General features: G+C 72.1%; 14 protein-coding genes and 1 riboswitch. Of the genes, 7 read left to right on the plus strand and 7 right to left on the minus strand.

Features of this window, described 5'->3' with window-relative positions; all coding sequences use genetic code 11:
• The 3 genes from F4558_RS07575 (at position 1) to pdxY (ending at position 4,514) form a co-directional block, all read left to right on the plus strand.
• On the plus strand, positions 1–1,707 hold the full coding sequence (locus F4558_RS07575; protein ID WP_053656723.1) for an ABC transporter transmembrane domain-containing protein: 1,707 nt from the start codon (positions 1–3) through the stop codon (positions 1,705–1,707).
• Positions 1,704–3,533, plus strand: coding sequence for an ABC transporter ATP-binding protein (locus tag F4558_RS07580; protein ID WP_167943623.1), 1,830 nt, complete (start codon positions 1,704–1,706; stop codon positions 3,531–3,533). The genes F4558_RS07575 and F4558_RS07580 overlap by 4 nt, the downstream gene beginning before the upstream one ends.
• Before the next feature lie 129 nt (positions 3,534–3,662).
• Entirely contained in the window at positions 3,663–4,514 is an 852-nt protein-coding gene (gene pdxY / locus F4558_RS07585; RefSeq protein WP_167943624.1) for a pyridoxal kinase PdxY, read from the plus strand.
• Between the two features lie 79 nt (positions 4,515–4,593).
• Here pdxY and F4558_RS07590 read toward each other — a convergent pair whose 3' ends face one another.
• Complete coding sequence (locus F4558_RS07590) at positions 4,594–5,520, minus strand: acetamidase/formamidase family protein (RefSeq protein ID WP_167943625.1); 927 nt, start codon at positions 5,518–5,520, stop codon at positions 4,594–4,596.
• A gap of 329 nt (positions 5,521–5,849) precedes the next feature.
• Here F4558_RS07590 and F4558_RS07595 point away from each other — a divergent pair, with 329 nt between their 5' ends.
• Complete coding sequence (locus tag F4558_RS07595; protein ID WP_167943626.1) at positions 5,850–6,650, plus strand: cellulose binding domain-containing protein; 801 nt, start codon at positions 5,850–5,852, stop codon at positions 6,648–6,650.
• Positions 6,651–6,731: 81 nt separating this feature from the next.
• Here the strand turns inward: F4558_RS07595 and F4558_RS07600 are convergent, their stop codons facing one another.
• The 5 genes from F4558_RS07600 to F4558_RS07620 all read right to left on the minus strand — a co-directional run bounded on the left by F4558_RS07600 (position 6,732) and on the right by F4558_RS07620 (position 11,399).
• The gene (locus F4558_RS07600; protein WP_167943627.1) at positions 6,732–7,529 is read right to left on the minus strand and encodes an SAM-dependent methyltransferase; all 798 of its coding nucleotides are present in this window, start codon (positions 7,527–7,529) and stop codon (positions 6,732–6,734) included.
• 147 nt (positions 7,530–7,676) lie between these two features.
• Positions 7,677–8,057, minus strand: coding sequence for a YccF domain-containing protein (locus F4558_RS07605; protein WP_053656734.1), 381 nt, complete (start codon positions 8,055–8,057; stop codon positions 7,677–7,679).
• A gap of 87 nt (positions 8,058–8,144) precedes the next feature.
• Positions 8,145–10,061, minus strand: a complete 1,917-nt coding sequence (locus F4558_RS07610; RefSeq protein WP_167943628.1) for a glycerophosphodiester phosphodiesterase — start codon at positions 10,059–10,061, stop codon at positions 8,145–8,147.
• Between the two features lie 82 nt (positions 10,062–10,143).
• Positions 10,144–10,875, minus strand: a complete 732-nt coding sequence (locus F4558_RS07615) for a cellulose binding domain-containing protein (RefSeq protein WP_209273217.1) — start codon at positions 10,873–10,875, stop codon at positions 10,144–10,146.
• Positions 10,876–10,943: 68 nt separating this feature from the next.
• On the minus strand, positions 10,944–11,399 hold the full coding sequence (locus F4558_RS07620) for a DUF742 domain-containing protein (protein ID WP_312877285.1): 456 nt from the start codon (positions 11,397–11,399) through the stop codon (positions 10,944–10,946).
• 58 nt (positions 11,400–11,457) lie between these two features.
• Between F4558_RS07620 and F4558_RS07625 the strand changes: the two genes are divergently transcribed.
• Together F4558_RS07625 and F4558_RS07630 are read left to right on the plus strand one after the other, a co-directional pair.
• A complete protein-coding gene (locus F4558_RS07625; protein WP_167943630.1) occupies positions 11,458–17,082 on the plus strand; it encodes a GH92 family glycosyl hydrolase in 5,625 nt (1,874 codons plus the stop codon).
• Between the two features lie 96 nt (positions 17,083–17,178).
• Positions 17,179–17,838: a phosphotransferase gene (locus tag F4558_RS07630; RefSeq protein ID WP_167943631.1), complete on the plus strand. Its 660-nt coding sequence runs from the start codon at positions 17,179–17,181 to the stop codon at positions 17,836–17,838.
• A 29-nt stretch (positions 17,839–17,867) separates the two neighbouring features.
• Here the strand turns inward: F4558_RS07630 and F4558_RS07635 are convergent, their stop codons facing one another.
• A complete protein-coding gene (locus F4558_RS07635; protein ID WP_167943632.1) occupies positions 17,868–18,962 on the minus strand; it encodes an ROK family transcriptional regulator in 1,095 nt (364 codons plus the stop codon).
• A 41-nt stretch (positions 18,963–19,003) separates the two neighbouring features.
• Between F4558_RS07635 and F4558_RS07640 the strand changes: the two genes are divergently transcribed.
• Entirely contained in the window at positions 19,004–20,230 is a 1,227-nt protein-coding gene (locus F4558_RS07640) for an MFS transporter (RefSeq protein ID WP_167943633.1), read from the plus strand.
• A gap of 86 nt (positions 20,231–20,316) precedes the next feature.
• A riboswitch (cobalamin riboswitch) is annotated at positions 20,317–20,531 on the plus strand.
• Positions 20,532–20,725 lie beyond the last annotated feature (194 nt).

Here is a 20,725-nt window from a genome sequence, read left to right on the forward strand (position 1 = left end):
ATGGCGGACGACCTCACCAGCGGCGGCGCGGTGCTGCGGCGCGCCCTGCGCCGCCAGCGTGGCAAGGTGCTGGCCGGCACCGCGCTGCTCTGCACCCATCAGGCCGCCGAGGCGCTCGTACCGGTGGCCATCGGCGTGATCATCGACCAGGCGGTCGCCACCGGGGACGTGCCCGCCCTGCTGCTCTCGCTCGCCGGCCTCGCCGTCCTGTTCACGGTCCTCGCCTACGCCTACCGGTTCGGCGCGCGCCTGAACTACGCCGCCGTGGAGACCGAGGCGCACGCCGTACGGGTCGAGATCGCCACCAGCGCCCTGGATCCGCGCGGACACCGCTCCGGTATGCGTGACGGGGACCTGCTTGCCGTCACCGCCTCCGACGCCGAGTTGTCCGCGCTCGTCGTACGGGTCGCCGGGCTCTGCGCCGCGGCGGTCACCGCCATCGTCGTGGCGGCCGTCGCGCTGCTCGTCGTCGACGTCCCGCTCGGCCTCGGGGTGCTCCTCGGCGTACCCGTCGTGGTCATCCTGCTGCAACGGATGGCGCCGCTGCTCACCCGGCGCAGCGCCTCCCAGCAGGAGGCGCTGGCCGCCACGACCGCCCTCGCCGTCGACCTCGTCACCGGCCTACGGGTGCTGCGCGGCATCGGCGCACAGCACCACGCCGCGCGCCAGTACGCGGCGGCAAGCGGCCACGCCCTCGACGTCACACTGCGGGCCGCCACCACCAAGGGCCTGCACCTCGGCCTCACCACAACTGTCAACGGCCTGTTCCTCGCGGCGGTCGCCGGCGTCGCCGGCTGGCTCGCGCTCCAGGGCCGGCTCACCATCGGCGAGCTGGTCGCCGTCGTGGGGCTGGCCCAGTTCGTCGCCGAACCGGTGCAGACGCTCGGGTACTCCGTGCAGCTGTTCGCGATGGCACGCGCGTCGGCGGGACGGGTCGCCCGGATCCTCGGCGCCGCCCCGCTGATCCAGCCGGGCACCGGCGGGCAGCCCGCGCCGAGCCCCGCGCGCCTCGCCCTCGACAAGGTCGGGTACGCCGGGCTCGACGACGTGTGCGTGCGCGTCGACGCCGGTGAGGTGGTCGGCGTGCTCGCGTACGACCCGAGCGAGGCCGAGGCGCTCGTCGCGCTGCTGGCCGGCCAGGTGCCCCGGGAGGACTACCGCGGCACCGTGTACGTCGACGGGGTACCCGCCGAGGACCTGGACATCGACGCCGTACGCAGCACTGTCCTCGTCGAGCAGCACGACGTGGCGTTGTTCGAGGGGACGCTACGCGCCAACCTGGCAGCCGGCGCCACCGTCGACGACACCGTCCTGCACGCCGCCGTACGGGCCGCCGCCGCCCAGGACGTGCTGGAGGCGCACCCGCACGGCATCGACCGCGTACTCACCGAGCGGGGGGCGAACCTGTCCGGCGGGCAGCGACAGCGGATCGGGCTCGCCCGGGCACTCGCCGCCGACCCGCCCGTGCTGGTGCTGCACAACCCCACCACTGCCGTCGACGCGGTCACCGAGGCGCTGATCGCCGAAGGGCTCGCCGGCGCCCGTACGGTGGCCGGTCGGGGCACAGTGCTCGTCACCAACAGTCCGGCCCTGCTGCGGGTCACCCACCGGGTGGCAGTGCTCGACCGTGGACGGGTCATCGCCGAGGGCCCGCACGAGGAGCTGCTCGCCAGCGACGCCCGCTACCGGGAGGAGGTCCTGCGGTGACCGACGAGCCGACCACGACCGGCGCCGAACCTCGGCGGCTGCTGCCGACTGCCACCGCCGCACAGACCTGGGCAGCCCTGCGGGCCGAGTTCGCCCGCCTGCCCGGCCTCAGTGCCGCCGCCGTCACGCTGCTGGTCGCCGCGTCCGCGACAGGGCTCGTCGCCCCATGGGTGCTCGGTCGGCTCGTCGACGACGTCATCGCAGGCTCCGGCACGGCACGGATCGTCGCCTGGGCAGGTGTGATCGCGGGCGCTGCCGTCCTCGCCGGCCTGCTCACCGCGGCCGGTGCGGCGATCGCCGCCCGCCTCGGCGAGACCGTGCTCGCGCGCCTGCGCGAACGGGTCCTCGACCGCGCCCTGCACCTACCGTCGGCCACCCTGGAACGGGCCGGGACGGGGGACCTGATCGCCCGGGCCGGCGACGACGTGGCAGTCGTGACGAACGTGATCACCACGAGCGGGCCTGCCTTCGTCGGCGCGCTGCTGTCCACAGTCCTGACCGCTGTGGGGCTCTTCGCCCTCGACTGGCGGCTGGGCCTGGCCGGGCTGACCGCTGCCCCGATGTACGCGCTGGCGCTGCGGTGGTACCTCAAGTGGTCGGTCCCGTACTACGCCCGCGAGCGGGTGGCGACCGGCGAACGGTCACAGGCGATGGCCGGGGCACTTCGCGGCGCCGCGACAGTGCGCGCGTACCGGATGGAGGACGCCCACGTCGCCCGCATCGCCGACCGCTCCGCCACCGCCCGCGACCTGTCGCTGGAGATCTTCGGCCTGCACACCCGATTCGGGCTGCGGATCAACCGATCGGAGTTCGTGGGGCTCGCCGCCGTGCTGCTCGCCGGCTTCCTGCTGGTCCGCAACGGCCTGTCGACAGTGGGCGCAGCCACCAGCGCGGCGCTCTACTTCCACCGCCTGTTCAACCCGATCGGCCTGCTGCTGCTCCAGTCCGACGCCGTGCTCCAGGCCGGTGCGAGCCTCGCCCGGCTCGTCGGTGTCACGTCACTGCCCGGAGCCGACGGCCCGGCGTCCGTACCGTCGCAGCCGTCGGCCACGAAGGGCGAGGCGGAGCCCGCGGCGCTGGAGGTGGTCGTCGCCCAGCACTGCTATGACGACGGACCTGTCGTGTTGCGGGACGTGCAGCTGCGACTCGCGCCCGGCGAGCGGGTCGCCCTGGTCGGTGCCAGCGGTGCCGGCAAGAGCACCCTCGCCAGCATCGCCGCCGGCATCATCGCGCCCGCCGACGGATCGGTACGCCTGCGTGGCGTACCCCTGTCGCACCTGGGGGAGCACCGGGTCCGTCGGGAGATCGCCCTGATCAGCCAGGAGGTGCACGTCTTCGCCGGGCTGCTGCGCGACGACCTGCGCCTCGCCGACCCGGACGCCACCGACGCCGAGATGACCGCCGCGCTGGACCTCGTCGGCGCCACCTCCTGGCTGCGGACGTTGCCGGACGGCCTCGACACCGGCGTGGGGGAGGGCGGGCGGCAGCTCACCGCCGGCCAGGCTCAGCAACTCGCCCTCGCCCGCCTCGTCCTCGCCGACCCCACAGTGGCGATCCTCGACGAGGCCACCGCGGAGGCGGGCAGCGCGGGCGCGCGGGACCTCGACCGTGCCGCAGTGGCGGCCACCGAGGGCCGGACCACGCTTGTCGTCGCTCATCGACTCACCCAGGCCGCCACCGCCGACCGCGTCGTCGTGCTGGAGCACGGGCGCGTCACCGAAGAGGGCACCCACGACGAGTTGCTGGAGGCCGGCGGAGGGTACAGCCAGCTCTGGCGGTCCTGGAGCAGCGCCGATCTCGTGGCACCGTCGAAGCCGCTCGCCTGACCGGGACCCATCCCGGCTGGTGCGGCGCGGCGCGCTCCTGTTCGAGCGCGGCCGGCACCGGGAGTGGGTCAGCCGACAGAACCGGCGGGCCGGACGCGCCGCGCCGGCCGCAGCAGCAATGATGGGGCGGTGCAGATCCTCTCCATCCAGTCGTCGGTCGCCTACGGCTACGTCGGCAACTCCGCGGCCGTCTTCCCCCTCCAGCGGCTCGGGCACGAGGTCTGGCCGGTCCTGACGGTCCACTTCTCCAACCACACCGGGTACGGCGCGTGGCGCGGCCCGACCCTCGCGGCGGCGGACGTGGCCGAGGTGATCGAGGGCATCGCCGACCGGGGTGTCCTCGGCACCGCCGACGCCGTGCTGTCGGGCTACCAGGGCGACCCGGCGGTGGGTGAGGTGATCCTGGCGACGGTGGACCGGGTCAAGGCCGCAAACCCGGCTGCGGTCTACTGCTGCGACCCGGTGATGGGCGACGCCGGGCGGGGGATGTTCGTCCGGCCGGGCATCCCCGAGTACCTGCGTGACACAGTCGTGCCGCGCGCGGACATCATCACGCCGAACCACTTCGAGCTGGACTTCCTCGCCGGCCGCACGACGACCTCGCTGGCGGAGGTGCTGGCGGCGGTCGACGACGTCCGCGCGACCGGGCCACGGCACGTGCTCGTCACAAGTGTCCTGCACGGCGATCTGCCGGAGGGTTCCCTGGAGGTGGTGGCCGTCTCCGACGAGGGCGCCTGGGCGGTGACCACCCCGCTGCTGCCGATCAACCCGAACGGCGGGGGCGACGTCACAGCGGCGCTCTACCTCGCGCACCTGTGGACCACCGGCTCACCGGCGACGGCGCTGGAGCACACCATCGCCTCGGTCTACACGGTCCTCGAAGCGACCCTCGCGGCGGGCACCCGGGAGATCCAGTTGATCGCCACGCAGGACGCCATCGCTGTCCCGCCGGCCCGGTTCGCCGCGCGCCAACTCCGCTGACCCGGCGCGGGTCCCCTGCGGTGATCCCGGCGTGCGGCCCTCGCCGCGCTGAACCAGCGCCAGGCGTCGTCGCGCTGGTTCAGCGCCAGGCGTCGTCGCGCAGCACCGCGTGCGCGCCGACGGTCTCGTTGACGATCTGCGTCACCCGTACGTCGATCAGGACACTTGCCAGCGCCACAGCGTCCGGGCGGCTCAGCCCGTGCAGCCGTTGCATAAGGGTCAGCATCGAGTCCAGGGCCATGAACGTGGCGTCGTCCAGGGACGCGCCGACACCCAGGGTCAGCCAGGCGTCCGCGACGCGGGCCACCGGGCCGGTCAGCGGGAAGTCGTCGCGGACGTCGAGGGTCACCGTCACCTCGTCCATCGGGCACTCGATCGCGGTGCCGCCCACCTCACCGTCGCCCTGCGCGGCGTGCCCGTCCCCGACCGAGAACAGCGCACCGTCGACCGAGATGGGCAGCAGCAGTGTGCTGCCGACGGTCAGGTCCTTGCAGTCCAGGTTGCCGCCGCAGGCCCGCGGCGGGATGGTCGAGTGGCGTCCCGGCTCGGCAGGTGGCATGCCGAGCACCCCCATGAACGGGCGCAGCGCCACGGTGTGACCGTGCTGGTTGCGGCCCGTCATCGTCGCCGCGTCCAGCTCCCAGGCGTGCACCACTCCCTCTTCCTCGACGCCGTAGCGCTCGTTGAAACCGCTCGCCCAGCCGCCGGCCACAGTCGTTCCCCAGGCGCCGGGAACTATCGCGTCGAGGCGTACCGCGAGGGTCTGACCGGCGCGAGCGCCGCGGACCGCGACCGGGCCGATCAGCGCGTGCCCGTGGTCGGGCCGGTGCTGCGGGACGCGGGGCCGGTCCCGGTTGCGCCCGCCGGGGTACGGACCGGCGGACCACCAGCAGTCCAGGGTGCGGTAGGTGACGGTGTCGCCGGGGTCGACGGTGAGCACCGGCGGGGCGTCCGCGCGGAAGTGACCGTGCAGCGTCTCGTCGCCGGGGGTGAAGGTGTGCCGCATTCCAGGAGGCTATGCGCCGTGGCTCCGAAGGGACAGCGCCGCGCGGTGTGCGGTGGACAGCCACGGCGCCACCGCTCCGCGTCGGGCGCGACAACCGGTTGTTGTATTGATGTGCGTCGAATGGGATGCTGTGGTCCGGTCGCGCTCGGGAGCCAGCGCGCCCCTCTTTCGACGGACCAGAGGACGCACGAGGTGGCCACGCCATCCCGTGCCGGGCACGTCCTCGCCAACGGCCGCATGCTGATCGCCGTCGGGCGGCCGTCGCGCACGTCCGCACCCGCACGGCCGGTCATCCGCCGCGACGGCGACGTGTCTTTCCGGAGGTACCGATGCTGCGCAAGCTCCTGACGGTGACGACCGTCGTCCTGGCCGGCTGGGCCGCGACCACCGGCGTCGCCGCGGCGGCTCCGACACTCTCGCCGCCCACCGCCGTGGCGGCTCCGACGCCCACCGCCGTGGCGGCTCCGACGCCCATCGCCGTGGCCACGCCGACACCTGTGCCGACACCCGCACCGACGTGCCCTCCGGCGCTGCCGATCAGTGGCCGGGTGACAGGTGCGACCGCCACCAGCCTGACCATCACCTACGCGATAGTGCTCAGCCCGCCCTGCGGCTTCGACCCGCCGGTAACCGTCACCCTCTTCGCCGGCCGTGACGACGCCCTGCGGTGGCAGAACCCGGTGGCCGAGGCCACCTCCGGGCCGGAGCGCAACGGCACCGTCACCATCGAGCGGCTGACACCCGACACCGAATACTGGTACCGGTTCAGCGACGAAAACGACCTGCCCGACCCGTACGTGATCGGCGGAGCGGCCCGGACCCTGCCGCTGGCGGCGTGCCGGGCGACGGCCACCGTCGACTCCCGCTGGGGCGGCGGCTACGTCGCCACCGTCACCGTCCGCAACACAGGTGTGGAGCCGCTGGACCGGTGGCACGTCTCGTGGCGGTGGGCCGGTGACGAGCGCATCCAGGCGATCTGGGGCGGGCTGGCCGACACGGAAGGCGCCGACGTCACCGTCGGAAACGCCTCCTATAACGGAACGCTCGCGCCGGACGCTGTGACGACGTTCGGCATGCTCGTGGCGACGAGCACCGCACCGGCGGAGTTGACGCTGACCTGCGGTCGGTGACCGCCGGGCCGCCCGGGGGCCGGCGCCAGCGCGCCACCGGCGCCGGCCCCCGGGCTTGCGGGCGCAACGCGCCGCAGGTGGTCAGGGCTTGCGGCCCACCGCGCCGTAGGCGTCGATTCTGGTGGCGTCGGCGTCGTCCGGCCGCCACAGCGGGATCGGCACCAGGCCGGGCTCCACAAGGGTCAGCCCCGCGAAGCAGCTGGCGAGGTCCTCCGGGCTGCGCAGGATGTAGGGGACGCCGCCGCTCTCGGCGAGCCGCTGCGCGCCGTCGACCACCGCCGGGCTGGTGTTGGTGCCGTCCCAGAAGACAAGGTGGCTGCCGGACGCGGTCGCGTCCATCGTCCGCCCGATGATCGAACGCACCACGTCCAGGTCCGGTTCGTAGCCGAGGACGCCCATGTACATCACGGCGATCGGCTCGTCGAAGTCCAGCGTCTGCGCGGCCTCGGCGAGGATCTTCTCCGGGTCGTGGTAGTCGGCGGGCACGTACGTGGTGACGCCCTGCGTCGTCGTGCTGGCCAGCAGCGCCCGGGCGTGCACGAGAACCATCGGGTCGTTGTCGACGTAGACGATCCGCGAATCTGGCGCGATGCCCTGGGCGACCGCGTGGGTGTTCTGCATGGTGGGCAGGCCGGTGCCGATGTCCAGGAACTGCCGGATGCCCGCCTCGGCGGCCAGGTAGCGCACCGTGCGCACCAGGAACCCACGGGACTGCTGGGCCATCAGGACGATCTCCGGATAGACCTCGGCCACGGCGTCACCGGCCGCCCGGTCGGACTGGAAGTTGTCCTTGCCACCCATCCAGTAGTTCCAGATCCGCGCCGCGTGCGGCACGTCGGGCTGAAGCTTCGCGGTGAGTTCGGCGTCCGGGCCGGCCATGCCAGGCTCCTATCGAGGGGTCTATTGGTGGCGCGTCCGCCACCGCCGTGGATCGGGGTCGCTTCACGGATTGTCCACTACCGACCGCGCCGGTGCGGACCGGCCCGCCATCGACATTGGGTCGCCGCTGCACCAGCGACCAGGCGATCACGGTACGTCGACGACCTCCCGACCCAGCGGCCAGAACGCGGCCGGAACGAGCTTGAAGTTGGCGATGCCGAACGGGATTCCGATGATCGAAACGCAGAGGGCGATGCCGGCGGTGATGTGGAACAGGGCGAGCCACCAGCCCGCCAGCACCACCCACAGGACGTTCGCCAGTCCGGAGCCGACACCCACGCCCGGCTTGGGCACCAGGGTGCGGCCGAACGGCCACAGCGAGTAGACGGCCAGGCGCAGCGACGCCACACCGAACGGGATGGTGACGACGAGGACGAAGCAGATCAGCGCGGCGAGGCCGTAGCCGAACGCCAGCACGATGCCGCCACCGAAGATGAGCCACAGCACGTTGAGCACGAAGCGAATCACCCCCCAATCATGAGCGACGCTCGCAACCGGGAGGGTGTGAGTCCCCGCCGTCCGGGCCGACGGCGGGGACTCCGGTGCCACGGCGGGCTACGGGCGGGCGAGGGTCCGCGCGTCGGCGGCGATGACGCGCGCGACATCAGCCGGTACGAGCTTGCCTGCCTGCCGCTCGACGTACGTGGCCAGCTGGGCGTACTGGCCGTGGGCCACGTGAGTGCTCATCGCGGTGAGGGCTCCGGGCTTGGCGCCGGAGGTGAGGATCAGGTAGCCGAGGCTCGCCTGGCTCGCCGTCACCGTGAATGTGCTGGTGGTGGTCGCCGTACCGGCGGGCCCGGTGACCTCGGCCGTGATGGTGTGCCGGCCGGCGGCCAGCGTGGTCAAGTCCAGCTCACGCCCGACCGTCGTCGTCGTGCCGTCGAGCGTGACGGTGACGGTGTCGGCGTTCGTGGCCGCGACCGCGAGCACCGGGGACTGCGCCCGGTCCAGGCGCGCGCCGTCGACCGGCGAGGTGATCGCCACTGTCGGCGACGTGTCGGGCCGCTGGAGAAGCGCCGCGTTCCACCCCACCAGCTCGGCCGGGCGGTTGGTGATGACACCGTCGACGCCGATCCGCTCCAACCGCTGCCACAGGCCGGCGGAGTCGATCGTCCAGGCCATCACCGCGACACCGGCGGCGTGCAGCGGCGCCACGATCTCGGGCCTGGCCAGCAGCGCGTTGCCGTCCGGGTTGTACGCGGTCAGGTGCAGCTCCTTCGAGATCGCCACCGGGTCGGCGTCGAGGCTGCCGCGGAGCAGGCCGAGCGGGAGTTCGGGGGCGATCTCGTAGCTGTACTTCAGGGCGTCGACCTCGAAGCTCTGGATGAAGACCCGGCCCGTCATCTGCTGGTCCCGGATCACCTTGACGATCGTCGCGACCTCGTCGCGCGTGTGCCTGCCCTTGATCTCCAGGAGCAGGTTGCCGCCCCGGGTCCGCAGGTCGGCGAGCTGCTCGGCAAGGGTGGGCACCCGCTCGCCGACGTAGTGCGGGCCGAACCAGGAGCCGGCGTCGAGCGCCTTGAGCTGCGCGGCGGTCAGGTTGCGGATGTTGCCCGTACCGTCGGTGGTCCGGTCGACGGTGCCGTCGTGCAGGACGAACGGGACGCCGTCCCTGCTCGGCTGGACGTCGTTCTCGATCCAGTCGGCGCCGCCCCGGCGCGCGATCTCCTGCGCGACGAGGGTGTTCTCCGGCGCGGCGGCGGACGCGCCACGGTGCGCGATGACAGTGAACGGGCTGCCCGCCGGGCGGATGTAGCCGTTCGGCGGCAGCTCGGTGACGGTGACGTCGTCGTACGAGACGGTGGCGTCGTTGACGAAGAGCGCCTGCACGCCGTTTGCCGAGCGTTGCAGGCTGCTGGTGCGCATCGCCTCCCGCCCGTCGAAGATCCAGCGGGCCTGGTTGCCGTGTACCTCCACGGCGACGCGCACGTCCCGACCGGTGCCGGCGGCGTACGGCGCGGAGGCGGTGTTCGTCACGACCCAGGCGTTGCCGGTGGTCCGCTGGGCGAATTCGAGACCGTTGGCGGCGGTGGTGCCGCTGCGCATTGTGGCGATCCACCACGGGGTCGCGCCGCTGGCCGGCACGTCGATGCCGAGCGACGCCCAGCGGGTGGCCGCCGAGACCGACTCGAACCGCATCGTCGCTTCGAGCCGGAAGTCGTTCAGGTGCCGCCCGAAGGTGATCTTGTTGTTCTCGCCGGAGTTTGCCGAGGTGCCGTACAGCCGGCCGTTCTGGACCTTCCAGGTGCCGTCGACAGCGTTCCATCCGGCGGGCAGCGACCCGGAGGAGAAGCTCTCCGAGACGACAACGGTGCCCGGCTCGGCGGCGGCGGGCGGCGCGGTCGTCACTGTCACCGCGACGGCGGCAGCACCGGTGACGGCGAGGGCGGCCACGGCCGCGGCGGTCCTGGCGCGCACGGCGGCGAGCCGCGACGCGCGGCCGGGCGACGATGATGCGGGTGGGACAGTCATGGCCGCCACGCTAGGAAGCGCACCCGAACCAGTGATCAATCGAGTGTGGCTGCCGTCGGAACGTCCGGTGTACCACTACCGATCAGCCCAGCCCGCCACACGCGACGCCGTCGATCGTGCACGCCGTGGGGGTGGCGCCGACCGTCGAGCCGTTCACCCGGAACGTCACGCGGACCGACGCGCTGCCGGGCACCTGGCCGGAGCTGCCGTCCGGGACGAAGGTCCACACCGCACCGTCGTGACTGACCTGCGCGCCCTGCACCGAGCTCACCCGCAGTGACTCCCTCGGCAGCGTGACGGTAAGCGTCCACCGCTCCGACGGCACCGAACCGGGATTGCTTATCGTCACGGCGGCGCCGTAGCTGAGCAGCGCGTTGTCCTCGACGGCGAACTCGGCGGCGAGGGCCGCCGGCGTCGGCGGGGCCGTCGACGCATGAGACGGGGGAGTCTTGGACGGCGACCCGGCCGACGGCGGCGCCGCCGTGACAGTCGACGGTACGGACGCCGTCGGACTGGCCTGGGCCGGCTGCGCCTGCCCCTGGGGCGTACCGACCGCGGGTGTGCCCACCTGGCCGACCGACGGTGGCGGGTCGAGGGTCACCGGCGCCAACTCTTCAGGCGACCGCAGCACGCCGACGACGGAGACCACCGTCGCGACCAGCACCCCCAGCGCCGCGATCACGGCCACCCAGGTCGCCCGCGAGACGTCGCCACGACCGGTGAACACCTGCCGTACGGCAGTGGCGGCGGCCACGATCCGGTCCAGCAGGATGATCGCCACAGTTCGCCGTGGCCGAGGCGGTGGTGCCGGCACTGCCTGTCTCCCCTTCACTTCGTCATCGGACGTCCGCCCGCGACCGCTCGCGGGTGGCACCCGACCGGTCACAGGGCGCGCAGCCCGACGAGTATCGACTCCAGCAACTCCTGTGACGGCAGCTCCGACAGCGTCGGCGGCTCGTGCGTCTCGACAAGCCCTGCCGCGAGCAGGTCACCGAGGAGGACCCGGACCGTCCCGAGAGGTAGATCCAACTCGGCCGCGACCTCGGCCACCGACACTGGATGGTGACACAGCTCGACGATCCGCGCCTGCTCGGGAAAGAGCGGCGCGCGCGAAGTCCGCAGTTGCGAGGGGATGCTCGCCGAGCTGGCCGCAGACGGCCGGTAGGGGCGTCGAAAAGTTTTCAGGCCGGTTTCCTTCCAGTCAACCCATTGACACGGCAAAGGTCTGCGGGAAATATCTGCCACCATCCACCGGATACGCCGGCGCTTGTCTTCGAACCCGATGACAACGATGTCAGGCCGACCGGCCACGTACGACAAATCACTCACGACAACCATCACGACAGCCCGGACGTTCGACGTACTCGACCGGTTCGAGTCGAAAGGCCCCGCCCCTATGCCGTATCTCCCCCGTGCGCGCACCCTGTCCCTCCGGCTGGTGGCAGCGACCACCGCCGCCCTGCTGCCGGTGGGGCTGGTCGTAGCCGCGCCCCTGGCCAGCGCCGCCCCCAACGCCGCGCCGCCCGGCGCCTTCAGCAGCTCGTTCGAGTCGGCCGACCCTCAGCCCGCCGCCAGCGCCGTCGAGGTCGACGCGAAGGGCAAGCCGGTCCAGGCGAACCTGACCGGGTCGACCCGCCGGGTGCTGCCCGGCACCCTGCTCGGCCAGGTCGCGGCGGTCACCGCCAGCGCCGAGAACCCGCCGAACGAGACGGCTGCCAAGCTCGCCGACGGCGAGCCGTCGACCAAGTGGCTGGCCTTCGACCGGACCGGCTCGGTGACGTACCAGCTCACCAAGCCGACGGCGGTGGTGCGGTACGCGCTGACCGCCGCCGACGACGAGCCGACCCGCGACCCCAAGGACTTCACGCTCCAGGGCTCCACCGACGGCAACACCTGGACCGATCTCGACCGGCGGACGGGGCAGAGCTTCGCCAAGCGGTTCGCCCGCAACACCTACAGCTTCACCAACACGACCGCCTACGGGTACTACCGGCTGGTCATCTCCGCGAACTCCGGCGCGTCCATCGTGCAGCTCGCCACCTGGGACATCAGCGACGGCTCGGACGTCCTGCCCCCGGCCGCGCCCATGAGCACCGCTGTGGGCGCCGGCCCGACCGGCGGGTACACCACGAAGCCGGGCGTCGGCTTCACAGGGCTCGCCGCCCTGCGCTACGCGGGTGGCGCCGAGAGCGACGGCCGGTCGTACGCGACGAACAAGCTGTTCGACGTCGACATCCCGGTCGGCCCGCACACCCGGCTGTCCTACAAGATCTTTCCCGAGTTCACCGGCGGCGACACCCAGTACCCGTCCACCTTCGCGGCCATCGACCTGCACTTCACCGACGGCAGCTACCTCAGTGGACGGGCTGTCGTCGACCAGCACGGCAACCCGCTGACCGCTGCCGGGCAGGGCACCTCGAAGGCGCTCTTCGCCGACCAGTGGAACGCCGTGCAGGCCGACATCGGCGCTGTCGCCCGGGGCAAGACCATCGACCGCATCCTGCTCGCCTACGACAACCCGCGGGCAACCGCTGACACCCGGTTCACCGGCTGGCTGGACGACATCGAGGTGACGGGCACGCCGACGCCGATCGACGGCTCCCGACTGACCAACTACGTCGACACCCGGCGGGGAACCAACTCGACAAGCGGATTCTCGCGCGGCAACAACCTGCCGATCACGGCGGTACCCAACGGCTTCAACTTCTTCACGCCGGTGACCGACGCGACGTCCGACTCCTGGGAGTACCACTACCACCGGACGAACAACGCGGCCAACCTGCCCACGCTCCAGGGCCTCGCGATCTCCCACGAGCCCAGCCCGTGGATGGGTGACCGCAACCAGATGTCGGTGATGCCGGTGGCCGGCGACGGTTCGCTGACCGGGACGCCGGCCAGCCGGGCGGTCGCCTTCCGGCACGCCGACGAGACGGCACAGCCCGACCTCTACCGGGTCACGCTTCAGAACGGCCTGGTCGCCGAGATGTCGCCCACCGACCACGCCGGCATCATGCGGTTCACCTTCCCGTCCGGGTCGCCGACCGGAAGCCTCGTCTTCTACAACGGCACCTTCACCATCGGTACGGACGGCACGATCACCGGCTGGGTCGACAACGGAAGTGGCCTGTCGGCCGGACGGAGCCGCATGTTCGTGTCCGGTGCCTTCGACCGCGCGCCCACGGCGTCGTCGGCGACGTCGGCGACCTTCGACGTCTCGGCGAACCGCCAGGTGACGATGCGGCTCGCGACGTCGTTCCTCTCGGTCGACCAGGCCCGCCGCAACCTCGACCTGGAGGCGACCGGGCGCAGCTTCGACCAGATCCGCGCCGCCGCCACCGCGGCGTGGAAGGACCGGCTCGGCCGCGTCGAGTTGCGCGGCGCGACCGAGGCGCAACTCGTGACCATGTACTCCAACCTGTACCGGCTCAACCTCTACCCGAACTCGCAGTCGGAGAACACCGGCACCGCCGCCAAGCCGCGCTGGCAGTACGCGAGCCCGGTGTCGGCGCCGACCGGCACGTCGACAGCCACCCGTACCGGCGCGAAGGTCGTCGACGGGCAGATCTACGTCAACAACGGCTTCTGGGACACCTACCGCACCGTGTGGCCCGCGTACGCGCTGCTGTACCCGGACGTCGCCGCGAAGATCTCCGACGGCTTTGTCCAGCACTACCGCGACGGCGGCTGGATCGCCCGCTGGTCGTCACCCGGCTACGCCGACCTGATGACCGGCACCAGCGCGAACGTGGCGCTGGCCCAGGCGTACCTCAGCGGGGTCAAGCTGCCCGACCCGCTGGCGGCGTACGACGCGGCGGTCAAGGACGCGACTGTCGCGTCCGGACGCAGCGAGGTCGGCCGCAAGGGCATCGAGACCTCGCTGTTCCTCGGCTACACCCCGACCTCCACGGGGGAGTCGGTGTCGTGGGCGCTGGAGGGCTTCATCAACGACTACGGCATCGGCAACATGGCCGCGGCCCTCGCCAAGGACCCGGCCACCCCGAAGTCGCAGCGTGAACGCCTCAAGGAGGAGTCCCGGTACTTCCTGGAACGCGCCCGCAACTACGTGCACCTCTTCGACCCGAAGACGAAGCTCTTCCAGGGCCGCGACGCCTCCGGCGCGTTCCTCGCCGGTGACCCGCTGGACTGGGGTGGCGTCTACACCGAGACCAACGGGTGGAACTTCGCGTTCACCGCGCAGCAGGACGGCCAGGGCCTGGCCAACCTGTACGGCGGGCGCAAGGCGCTGCGGGACAAGCTCGACGAGTTCTTCGCGACCCCGGAGAACGCCGACCGCCCCGGCGGGTACGGCGGCATCATCCACGAGATGCTCGAGGCGCGGGCGGTGCGGATGGGCCAGCTCGGCATGAGCAACCAGCCGTCGCACCACATCCCGTACATGTACGACGTCGCCGGCGCACCGGCCAAGACCCAGGCGGCGGTACGCGAGATCATGCGGCGCCTCTACGTCGGCAGCGAGATCGGCCAGGGCTACCTGGGCGACGAGGACAACGGCGAGATGTCGGCGTGGTACGTCCTCAGCTCGCTGGGCATCTATCCGCTGCAGGCCGGGTCGACCCACTGGGCCATCGGCTCGCCGCAGTTCATCAGGATGACCGTCCGCCGCACCAGCGGCGACATCGTGGTCAACGCGCCGAACAACAGCACGCGCAACGTGTACGTGCAGGATGTGAAGGTCAACGGCAAGAAGCAGCGTGGGGTGTCGATCGACGTGGCCGCGCTCGTCAAGGGCGGCACCATCGACTTCCAGATGGGTCCCAACCCGTCGTCCTGGGGGACCGGCAAGAACGACGTACCGCCGTCGTTGACCAAGGGCGACAAGGCGCCGAAGCCGTTGCAGGACATCACGGGTCCCGGCCTGGGCACCGCCACGGCGACCGGCGGTCAGGACGCCGCGAAGCTGTTCGACGACTCGTCGACCACGCAACTGACCCTCGGCTCCGCCACGCCGCAGGTCAGCTGGGTGGCCCGGGGCAGCCGGCAGAAGCCGAGCTACTACACCCTCACCTCCGGTGCGGGCGCGGGAGACGCGGCGGACTGGCGGCTCCAGGGCTCCAACGACGGCATCACCTGGAGCACCCTCGACTCCCGCGTGGGCGAGGTGTTCCGCTGGCGCAACCAGACCCGTCCATTCCAGATCGACAAGCCGGGCCGTTACACCCAGTTCCGTCTCGTCGTCACCAAGACCGCCGGTGCGGCACAACCGACCCTCGCCGAGATCGAACTGCTCGCCGGAGGCGACCTGGACCTGGGCGGCGGCGACATCACGGTGACCGCCACGGACGGCGTGCACGCCAGGTCGGGAGCACCGGTGTCGGTGCCACTTGCCACTGTCACCGGAGGCGCCGCCGACAGCTACCGGGCCACCATCGACTGGGGTGACGGCTCACCTGCCACCGACGGCACCCTGACGCTGAGCTCGCGGGCCGTCTACCGGGTCAGCGGCGAGCACACCTACACCACGCCCGGCTACCACCAGGCGAACGTCACGGTCACCGACGGCACCAGCCAGGCGTCGGCGACTGTCGGCGTCGACGTCGCGTACGCGCCGGGAGGCGGCCTCACCGCGGCGTTCGACACCGTCTGCATCGGTGACGAGGGCACCCTCGCGGCGGACTGCGACGCCAAGTCGTGGGCGTACTCGAGGGCCGCCCTGGCGGCGGCCGGTGTCACCCCCGGTCAGCGGCACGAGGTGCCCGGAACGGCGTTGGCCTTCACCCTCCCGGTGATCCCGGCGGGGCAGCCGGACAACGCCACGGGCAACGGCGCGACGATCGACCTGCACCTGCCGGCCGACGCCCGGAGCATCTCGTTCATCGGTGCCGGCACGCAGGGCAACCAGAGCACCATGGGCACTGCGACGTTCTCTGACGGCAGCACCGCCAGCATCCCGATCCAGATGAGTGACTGGACGCTCGGCGGCAACGCCAACGGCACCCCGTCGTACGGCAACGTCGTTGTCGCGAAGTCCGCGTACCGGTTGAGTGGCACCAGCCGGGACGGCGCCCAGCCGTTCCTGTTCGCCACCGCGCCGTACCAGATCCCGGCGGGCAAGACGCTCGTGTCGGTGACCCTGCCGACGCAGACCGGCGACCCCCGCTCGGCGGGCCGGATCCACGTGTTCGCCGTGGCCGACGACGGCACGCCGGCCCCCGCGCTGGCGACCACCGCCCCGGCCGACCAGAAGGCCACCGCCGGGCAGTCCCTCGCGGCGAACCTCGGTTCGGTGAGCGGCGGCGTCCCCGGTACGACGGGCTACCGCGCCCGCGTCCAGTGGGGCGACGGGACGGCTCCGGAGGACGTCACTATCGGCGCGTCCGGTGCGTTGAGCGGGCAGCACACCTACGCGCGGGAGGGCACCTACACGGTGCACGTCACGGCGTGGGACACGCTGGCGAGCAGCACCACGGCCTTCACCGTGACCGTCGCCCGTGGTGGATCGCAGCCGGCGATCGCACTGCCGGGAGCCGGCGCCGTCACGACCGGTGACGCGATCACCGTCGACGGCAGCGGGTTCGCCGCAGGCGAGCAGGTGACAGTCGTCGTCGGCACCGACCCGTCCCGGTCCACGACTGTCGCGGCCTCCGCGAGGGGAACGGTACGGGCCTCGGTCCCGACCTCCGGTGACGCGCAGCCCGGCCGGTACGCCGTCACCGCGACGGGTGCGTCCACCCGTACGCCTGCCACTGCCACCGTCCAGGTGACCGGGCGGGCGCAGGCGCCGAGCTATCAGCCTCGGGTGGCGCTGATGACCACGGAGGGGCCGCGCGGTACGTCGATCACCGTTGACGGTTCCGGGTTCGTACCGAACGAGGAGGTCACCATCGCCTTCGGCGACCGCCTCGCGGTCAAATCCGTGCGGGCTAACGGCGACGGGGTGATCTCCGGCGCGACAGTCGTCGTCCCGGGTGCGGCGAAAGCGGGCGCGACAAGCGTCACGCTTACCGGCGCCAAGTCGGCGACGACGGTGTCCCGGCCGTTCACCGTCACCGGCGCGAAGTGAGTAGGCGGTAGCGCAGCCGCGGTGGGCGGGCCGTGACCACGGCCCGCCCACCGCGGGGCGGACAGAGCAGAGCGGCGCGGGCTAGCGTCCACTGCCATGGCCGATCTTCCACTGCTCGCGTCCGGGCGCGACGCCGATGTCTTCGCGCTTGACGAGCTGAGGGTGCTGCGCCGCTACCGCCAGGGCGGGGACACGGCGTCGGAGGCAGCGTTGATGCGCCACCTCCGCACATCCGGCTACCCGATCCCGGCCGTCCACGCTTCGGACGGCCCCGACCTGGTGCTGGAACGACTCGACGGCGAGACGCTCCTGGCCTCGATGCTCGCCGAGCGCACCGACGTCGACACGGCCGCCGACCTGCTCGTGGACCTGCACAACCGTCTGCATGCCCTGCCGCCCCGGTTCAGCGCCGACCCGGCCGCCCGCGTCCTGCACCTCGACCTGCACCCACAGAACGTCATGGTGACCTCGCGTGGGCCGGTCGTGATCGATTGGCGCAACGCCGCCGAAGGGCCGCCCGACCTGGACGTGGCAATGACCGCCCTGATCCTCGCCGAGGTGGCGGTCGGCCCGGACCCGCAACTCGCCGGTTTCGCCCACGCGGGGCTCGACGCCTTTCAGCGACGGGCGGAGCCACCCCGGGCCGGCCAGCTCCGGCGGGCGCTGGGCCTGCGCCGGGTCGACCCCGCGCTCTCCGCCACAGAGAAGGCGGCCCTGGTTCGGGCCGCCGCCCTGGTGCACACCCGAGAGGGCTGACCGGTCGCCGGCCTCGTCCGCCGGCGCTGCTAGAGCGGGGCGAGATCGGGAACGCCGTAGTGCTTGTCGAGGACCTGCATGGCGGCACCGGCGGCGATCACGTCCGGGCCGAGGCTGGACAGCGTCACGTCAGTGGTGAGCCAGTCCGCGCGGGGCACGTCGGTGTGCACTGCCTCCTCGACTGCCGCCAGGTAGGTCTGCGCGTGCCGCAGAAGGTCGGCGCCGGCCAGCACCACGCGGGAGAGGTCGAGGGTCTGGAGCAGGTTGACCACGCCGACGGCAAGGACGCGGGCCGCCCGAGCGATGTCGCCGGCCTCGGCGGCGTGGTTGTGCACGATCTCCAGGCATCCGTGGCGCCCACAGACGCACGGCGGCCCGTCCAGGGCGACAACTGTGTGGCCGAACTCCCCGGCGTTCGTGTGCGCGCCCCGGTGGGCGGTGCCGCCCAGCCAGAAGCCTCCGCCGATGCCGGACTCGACCATGATGAGGACGGCGTCGCCGAAGGTCCCGCCGTGCCGCCACGCCTCGGCCGTGATCCCCGCCGTGACGTCCTTGTCGAGGTGCACGGGCAGGCCCAGGTGGGCCTCGGCGAGGTCGCGCAGCGGGACGTCGTGCCAGTGCCGCAGACCGTGGGCGTCCCGGACCAGGCCCCGCGCGTGGTCCAGTGGGCCGATCATGCCGATGCCCACGCCGGTCAGCCGGCCCCGCAGGTCGGCGCCGCCAGGCAGCGCGTCGATGCCGGAACTGAGCGCGTCGAGGAGCTGCTCCGGGGTGAAGTCGTCGGGAAGCGGGCTGACCGCGCAGTGGTGCACCGTGCCGGCAAGGTCGACAAGGACCAGCCGCAGCGTACGGCGGGCGACGTGGGCGCCGATGGCGTACCGGCTGTCGGGCACGATCTCGTAGACGACTGCGGGCTTGCCGATGCCGGGGCGGCGGACGCCGGCGGTGCGGATCAGGCCGTCGGCGCTCAGCCGGGCGAGGACCTTGGAGACGGCTTGCGGCGTCAGGCCTGTGGCGTCGACAACTGTCGACCGCTCGAACGTCCGCACGGTACGTCCCAGCGCCATGACCAGTGCCTGGTTGTAGCCGCGCAGGAAGGTGACGTCGGCTGTGGTGCGCGTCATCTCACCACCCTATTACGCAACGCTGTTGCTAAATTCGCTCGGTGCATGCACTGAGCAGAAATCGACGCCTGCTGGCGGTTCTCGCGTTGGCGCTGGGCGGTGTGGCGGTCGGCCTCACCGAGTTCGCGGCGATGGGCCTGCTGCCCGACATCGCACGCGGCCTGCTCCCACAGCAGTACGCCGTGTCGTCGTCGGACGCGGTGGCCCGCGCGGGTTGGACGATCACCGCCTACGCGCTCGGCGTGGTGGCGGGCGCGCCGCTGATCGCCGCGCTGACCGCCCGAATGCCGCGTAAGAAACTGGTTCTCGGTCTGCTCGTCCTCTTCATCGTCGGCACCGTCGCCTCGGCGATCGCGCCGACGTTCGACCTTGTGCTGGTGGCCCGGTTCGTCGCGGCGCTGCCGCACGGCGCGTACTTCGGCGCGGCGGGTCTGCTCGCGGCGGCACTGCTCGGCCCCGGCAACGAGGCCCGGGGTTTCGCCGCCGTGCTCGGGGGTCTGACCGTCAGCAACCTGGTGGGCGTGCCGGCGGTCACGCGGCTCGGGCAGGCGGTCGGCTGGCGGGCCGCGTACCTGGTCATCGCCGGTGTGTTCGTGCTCACGCTGCTGGCGGTCCTGGCTGTCGTTCCGGAGGTCGTGGCGGCTGTCGACGCCTCGCCGGCCGCCGAGTTGCGGTCCCTGCGGACCTCTCAGGTGTGGCTCGTGGCGGCCACCGGGGCGGTGGGCCTCGCCGGGCTGTTCGCTGTCAACACCTACCTCGCGCCGGTCACCACCGATGTCGCCGGCCTGTCGGCCGCGACGGTGCCGTGGGTGCTCGTCGCTGTGGGCCTGGGCATGACGGTCGGCAACGCTTTGGGCGGTTGGCTCGCGGACCGGGACCTGCACCGGAGCATGTTCGTCGGCTTCGTCGCCATGATCGTCAGCATCGCCGTCTTCGGCCTCGTCGCGTCGAACCCGGTCGGCCTGTTCGTGGGCGCGTTCCTGGTGGGTGCGACGAGCCTCTACCTGGGGCCGGTCGTACAGGCGCGCCTGATCACCGTCGCGCCGGGAGCGCAGTTGATGGGTGCGGCGATGAGCCAGTCCGCCATGAACGTCGCCAACAGCCTCGGCGCCGCGCTGGGTAGCGTCGTCATCGCCGCGGGCTTCGGCTATCTCGCGCCGGCCTGGGTGGGTGTCGTCCTCGCGATTCTCGGCCTGGGTCTTGCGGTGTTCAGCTACGCGACCGAGCGACGGACGCGGGCCGCGCAGCCGGTCGCCCTCGCGGGATGACCCGTCGATCGATGGTGGTGGGCGTCGGCGCCGGCGACACGCCGACGCCGACATGTGGGGTGTGACAAACGCTGCCGCCCCTATATATGGTGTCGATCGCAGCTGGTTCGGCCGCTCATCCAGAGTGGCCGAGGCAAGAGGGAACCCGGTGGAATTCCGGGACTGTCCCGCAGCGGTGAGTGGGAACGACAGCCGACATCAGCACTGGGCCGACACGGCCTGGGAAGCGACGGCCAGTAGGAGACCGGTGAGCCCGGTCGTGCCCGCGAGTCCGAAGACCTGCCAGCGCGCCGTTCACCCGCACCCGGGTGGGCGGCGGTCCGAGGCCGCGTGGGACGGCTGACGCCATCTGATCCACGCCCCGAGGGCGTGGCGTCCGTCGGTGTGCAGTCTCCTCGTGTCCGAGGGCCATCTGGTCTCGAACTCGCGAGGAGTGAGTGGTGACAGTCACCGAGGTAGCCCCGGTCAGCGGCGCGACAGCCGTGCGACGGACGC

This window comes from Micromonospora profundi, from assembly GCF_011927785.1.
GTDB classification, from domain to species: Bacteria; Actinomycetota; Actinomycetes; order Mycobacteriales; family Micromonosporaceae; genus Micromonospora; species Micromonospora profundi.

Excerpts from the sequence above, each read along its gene's own strand:
- F4558_RS07600 (WP_167943627.1), bottom strand. The coding sequence starts at position 7,529 with ATGGCCGGCCCGGACGCCGAACTCACCGCGAAGCTTCAGCCCGACGTG.
- F4558_RS07625 (WP_167943630.1), top strand. The coding sequence starts at position 11,458 with ATGCCGTATCTCCCCCGTGCGCGCACCCTGTCCCTCCGGCTGGTGGCA.
- F4558_RS07595 (WP_167943626.1), top strand. The coding sequence starts at position 5,850 with ATGCTGCGCAAGCTCCTGACGGTGACGACCGTCGTCCTGGCCGGCTGG.
- F4558_RS07635 (WP_167943632.1), bottom strand. The coding sequence starts at position 18,962 with ATGACGCGCACCACAGCCGACGTCACCTTCCTGCGCGGCTACAACCAG.
- F4558_RS07590 (WP_167943625.1), bottom strand. The coding sequence starts at position 5,520 with ATGCGGCACACCTTCACCCCCGGCGACGAGACGCTGCACGGTCACTTC.
- F4558_RS07610 (WP_167943628.1), bottom strand. The coding sequence starts at position 10,061 with ATGACTGTCCCACCCGCATCATCGTCGCCCGGCCGCGCGTCGCGGCTC.
- F4558_RS07620 (WP_312877285.1), bottom strand. The coding sequence starts at position 11,399 with ATGGTTGTCGTGAGTGATTTGTCGTACGTGGCCGGTCGGCCTGACATC.
- F4558_RS07575 (WP_053656723.1), top strand. The coding sequence starts at position 1 with ATGGCGGACGACCTCACCAGCGGCGGCGCGGTGCTGCGGCGCGCCCTG.
- F4558_RS07630 (WP_167943631.1), top strand. The coding sequence starts at position 17,179 with ATGGCCGATCTTCCACTGCTCGCGTCCGGGCGCGACGCCGATGTCTTC.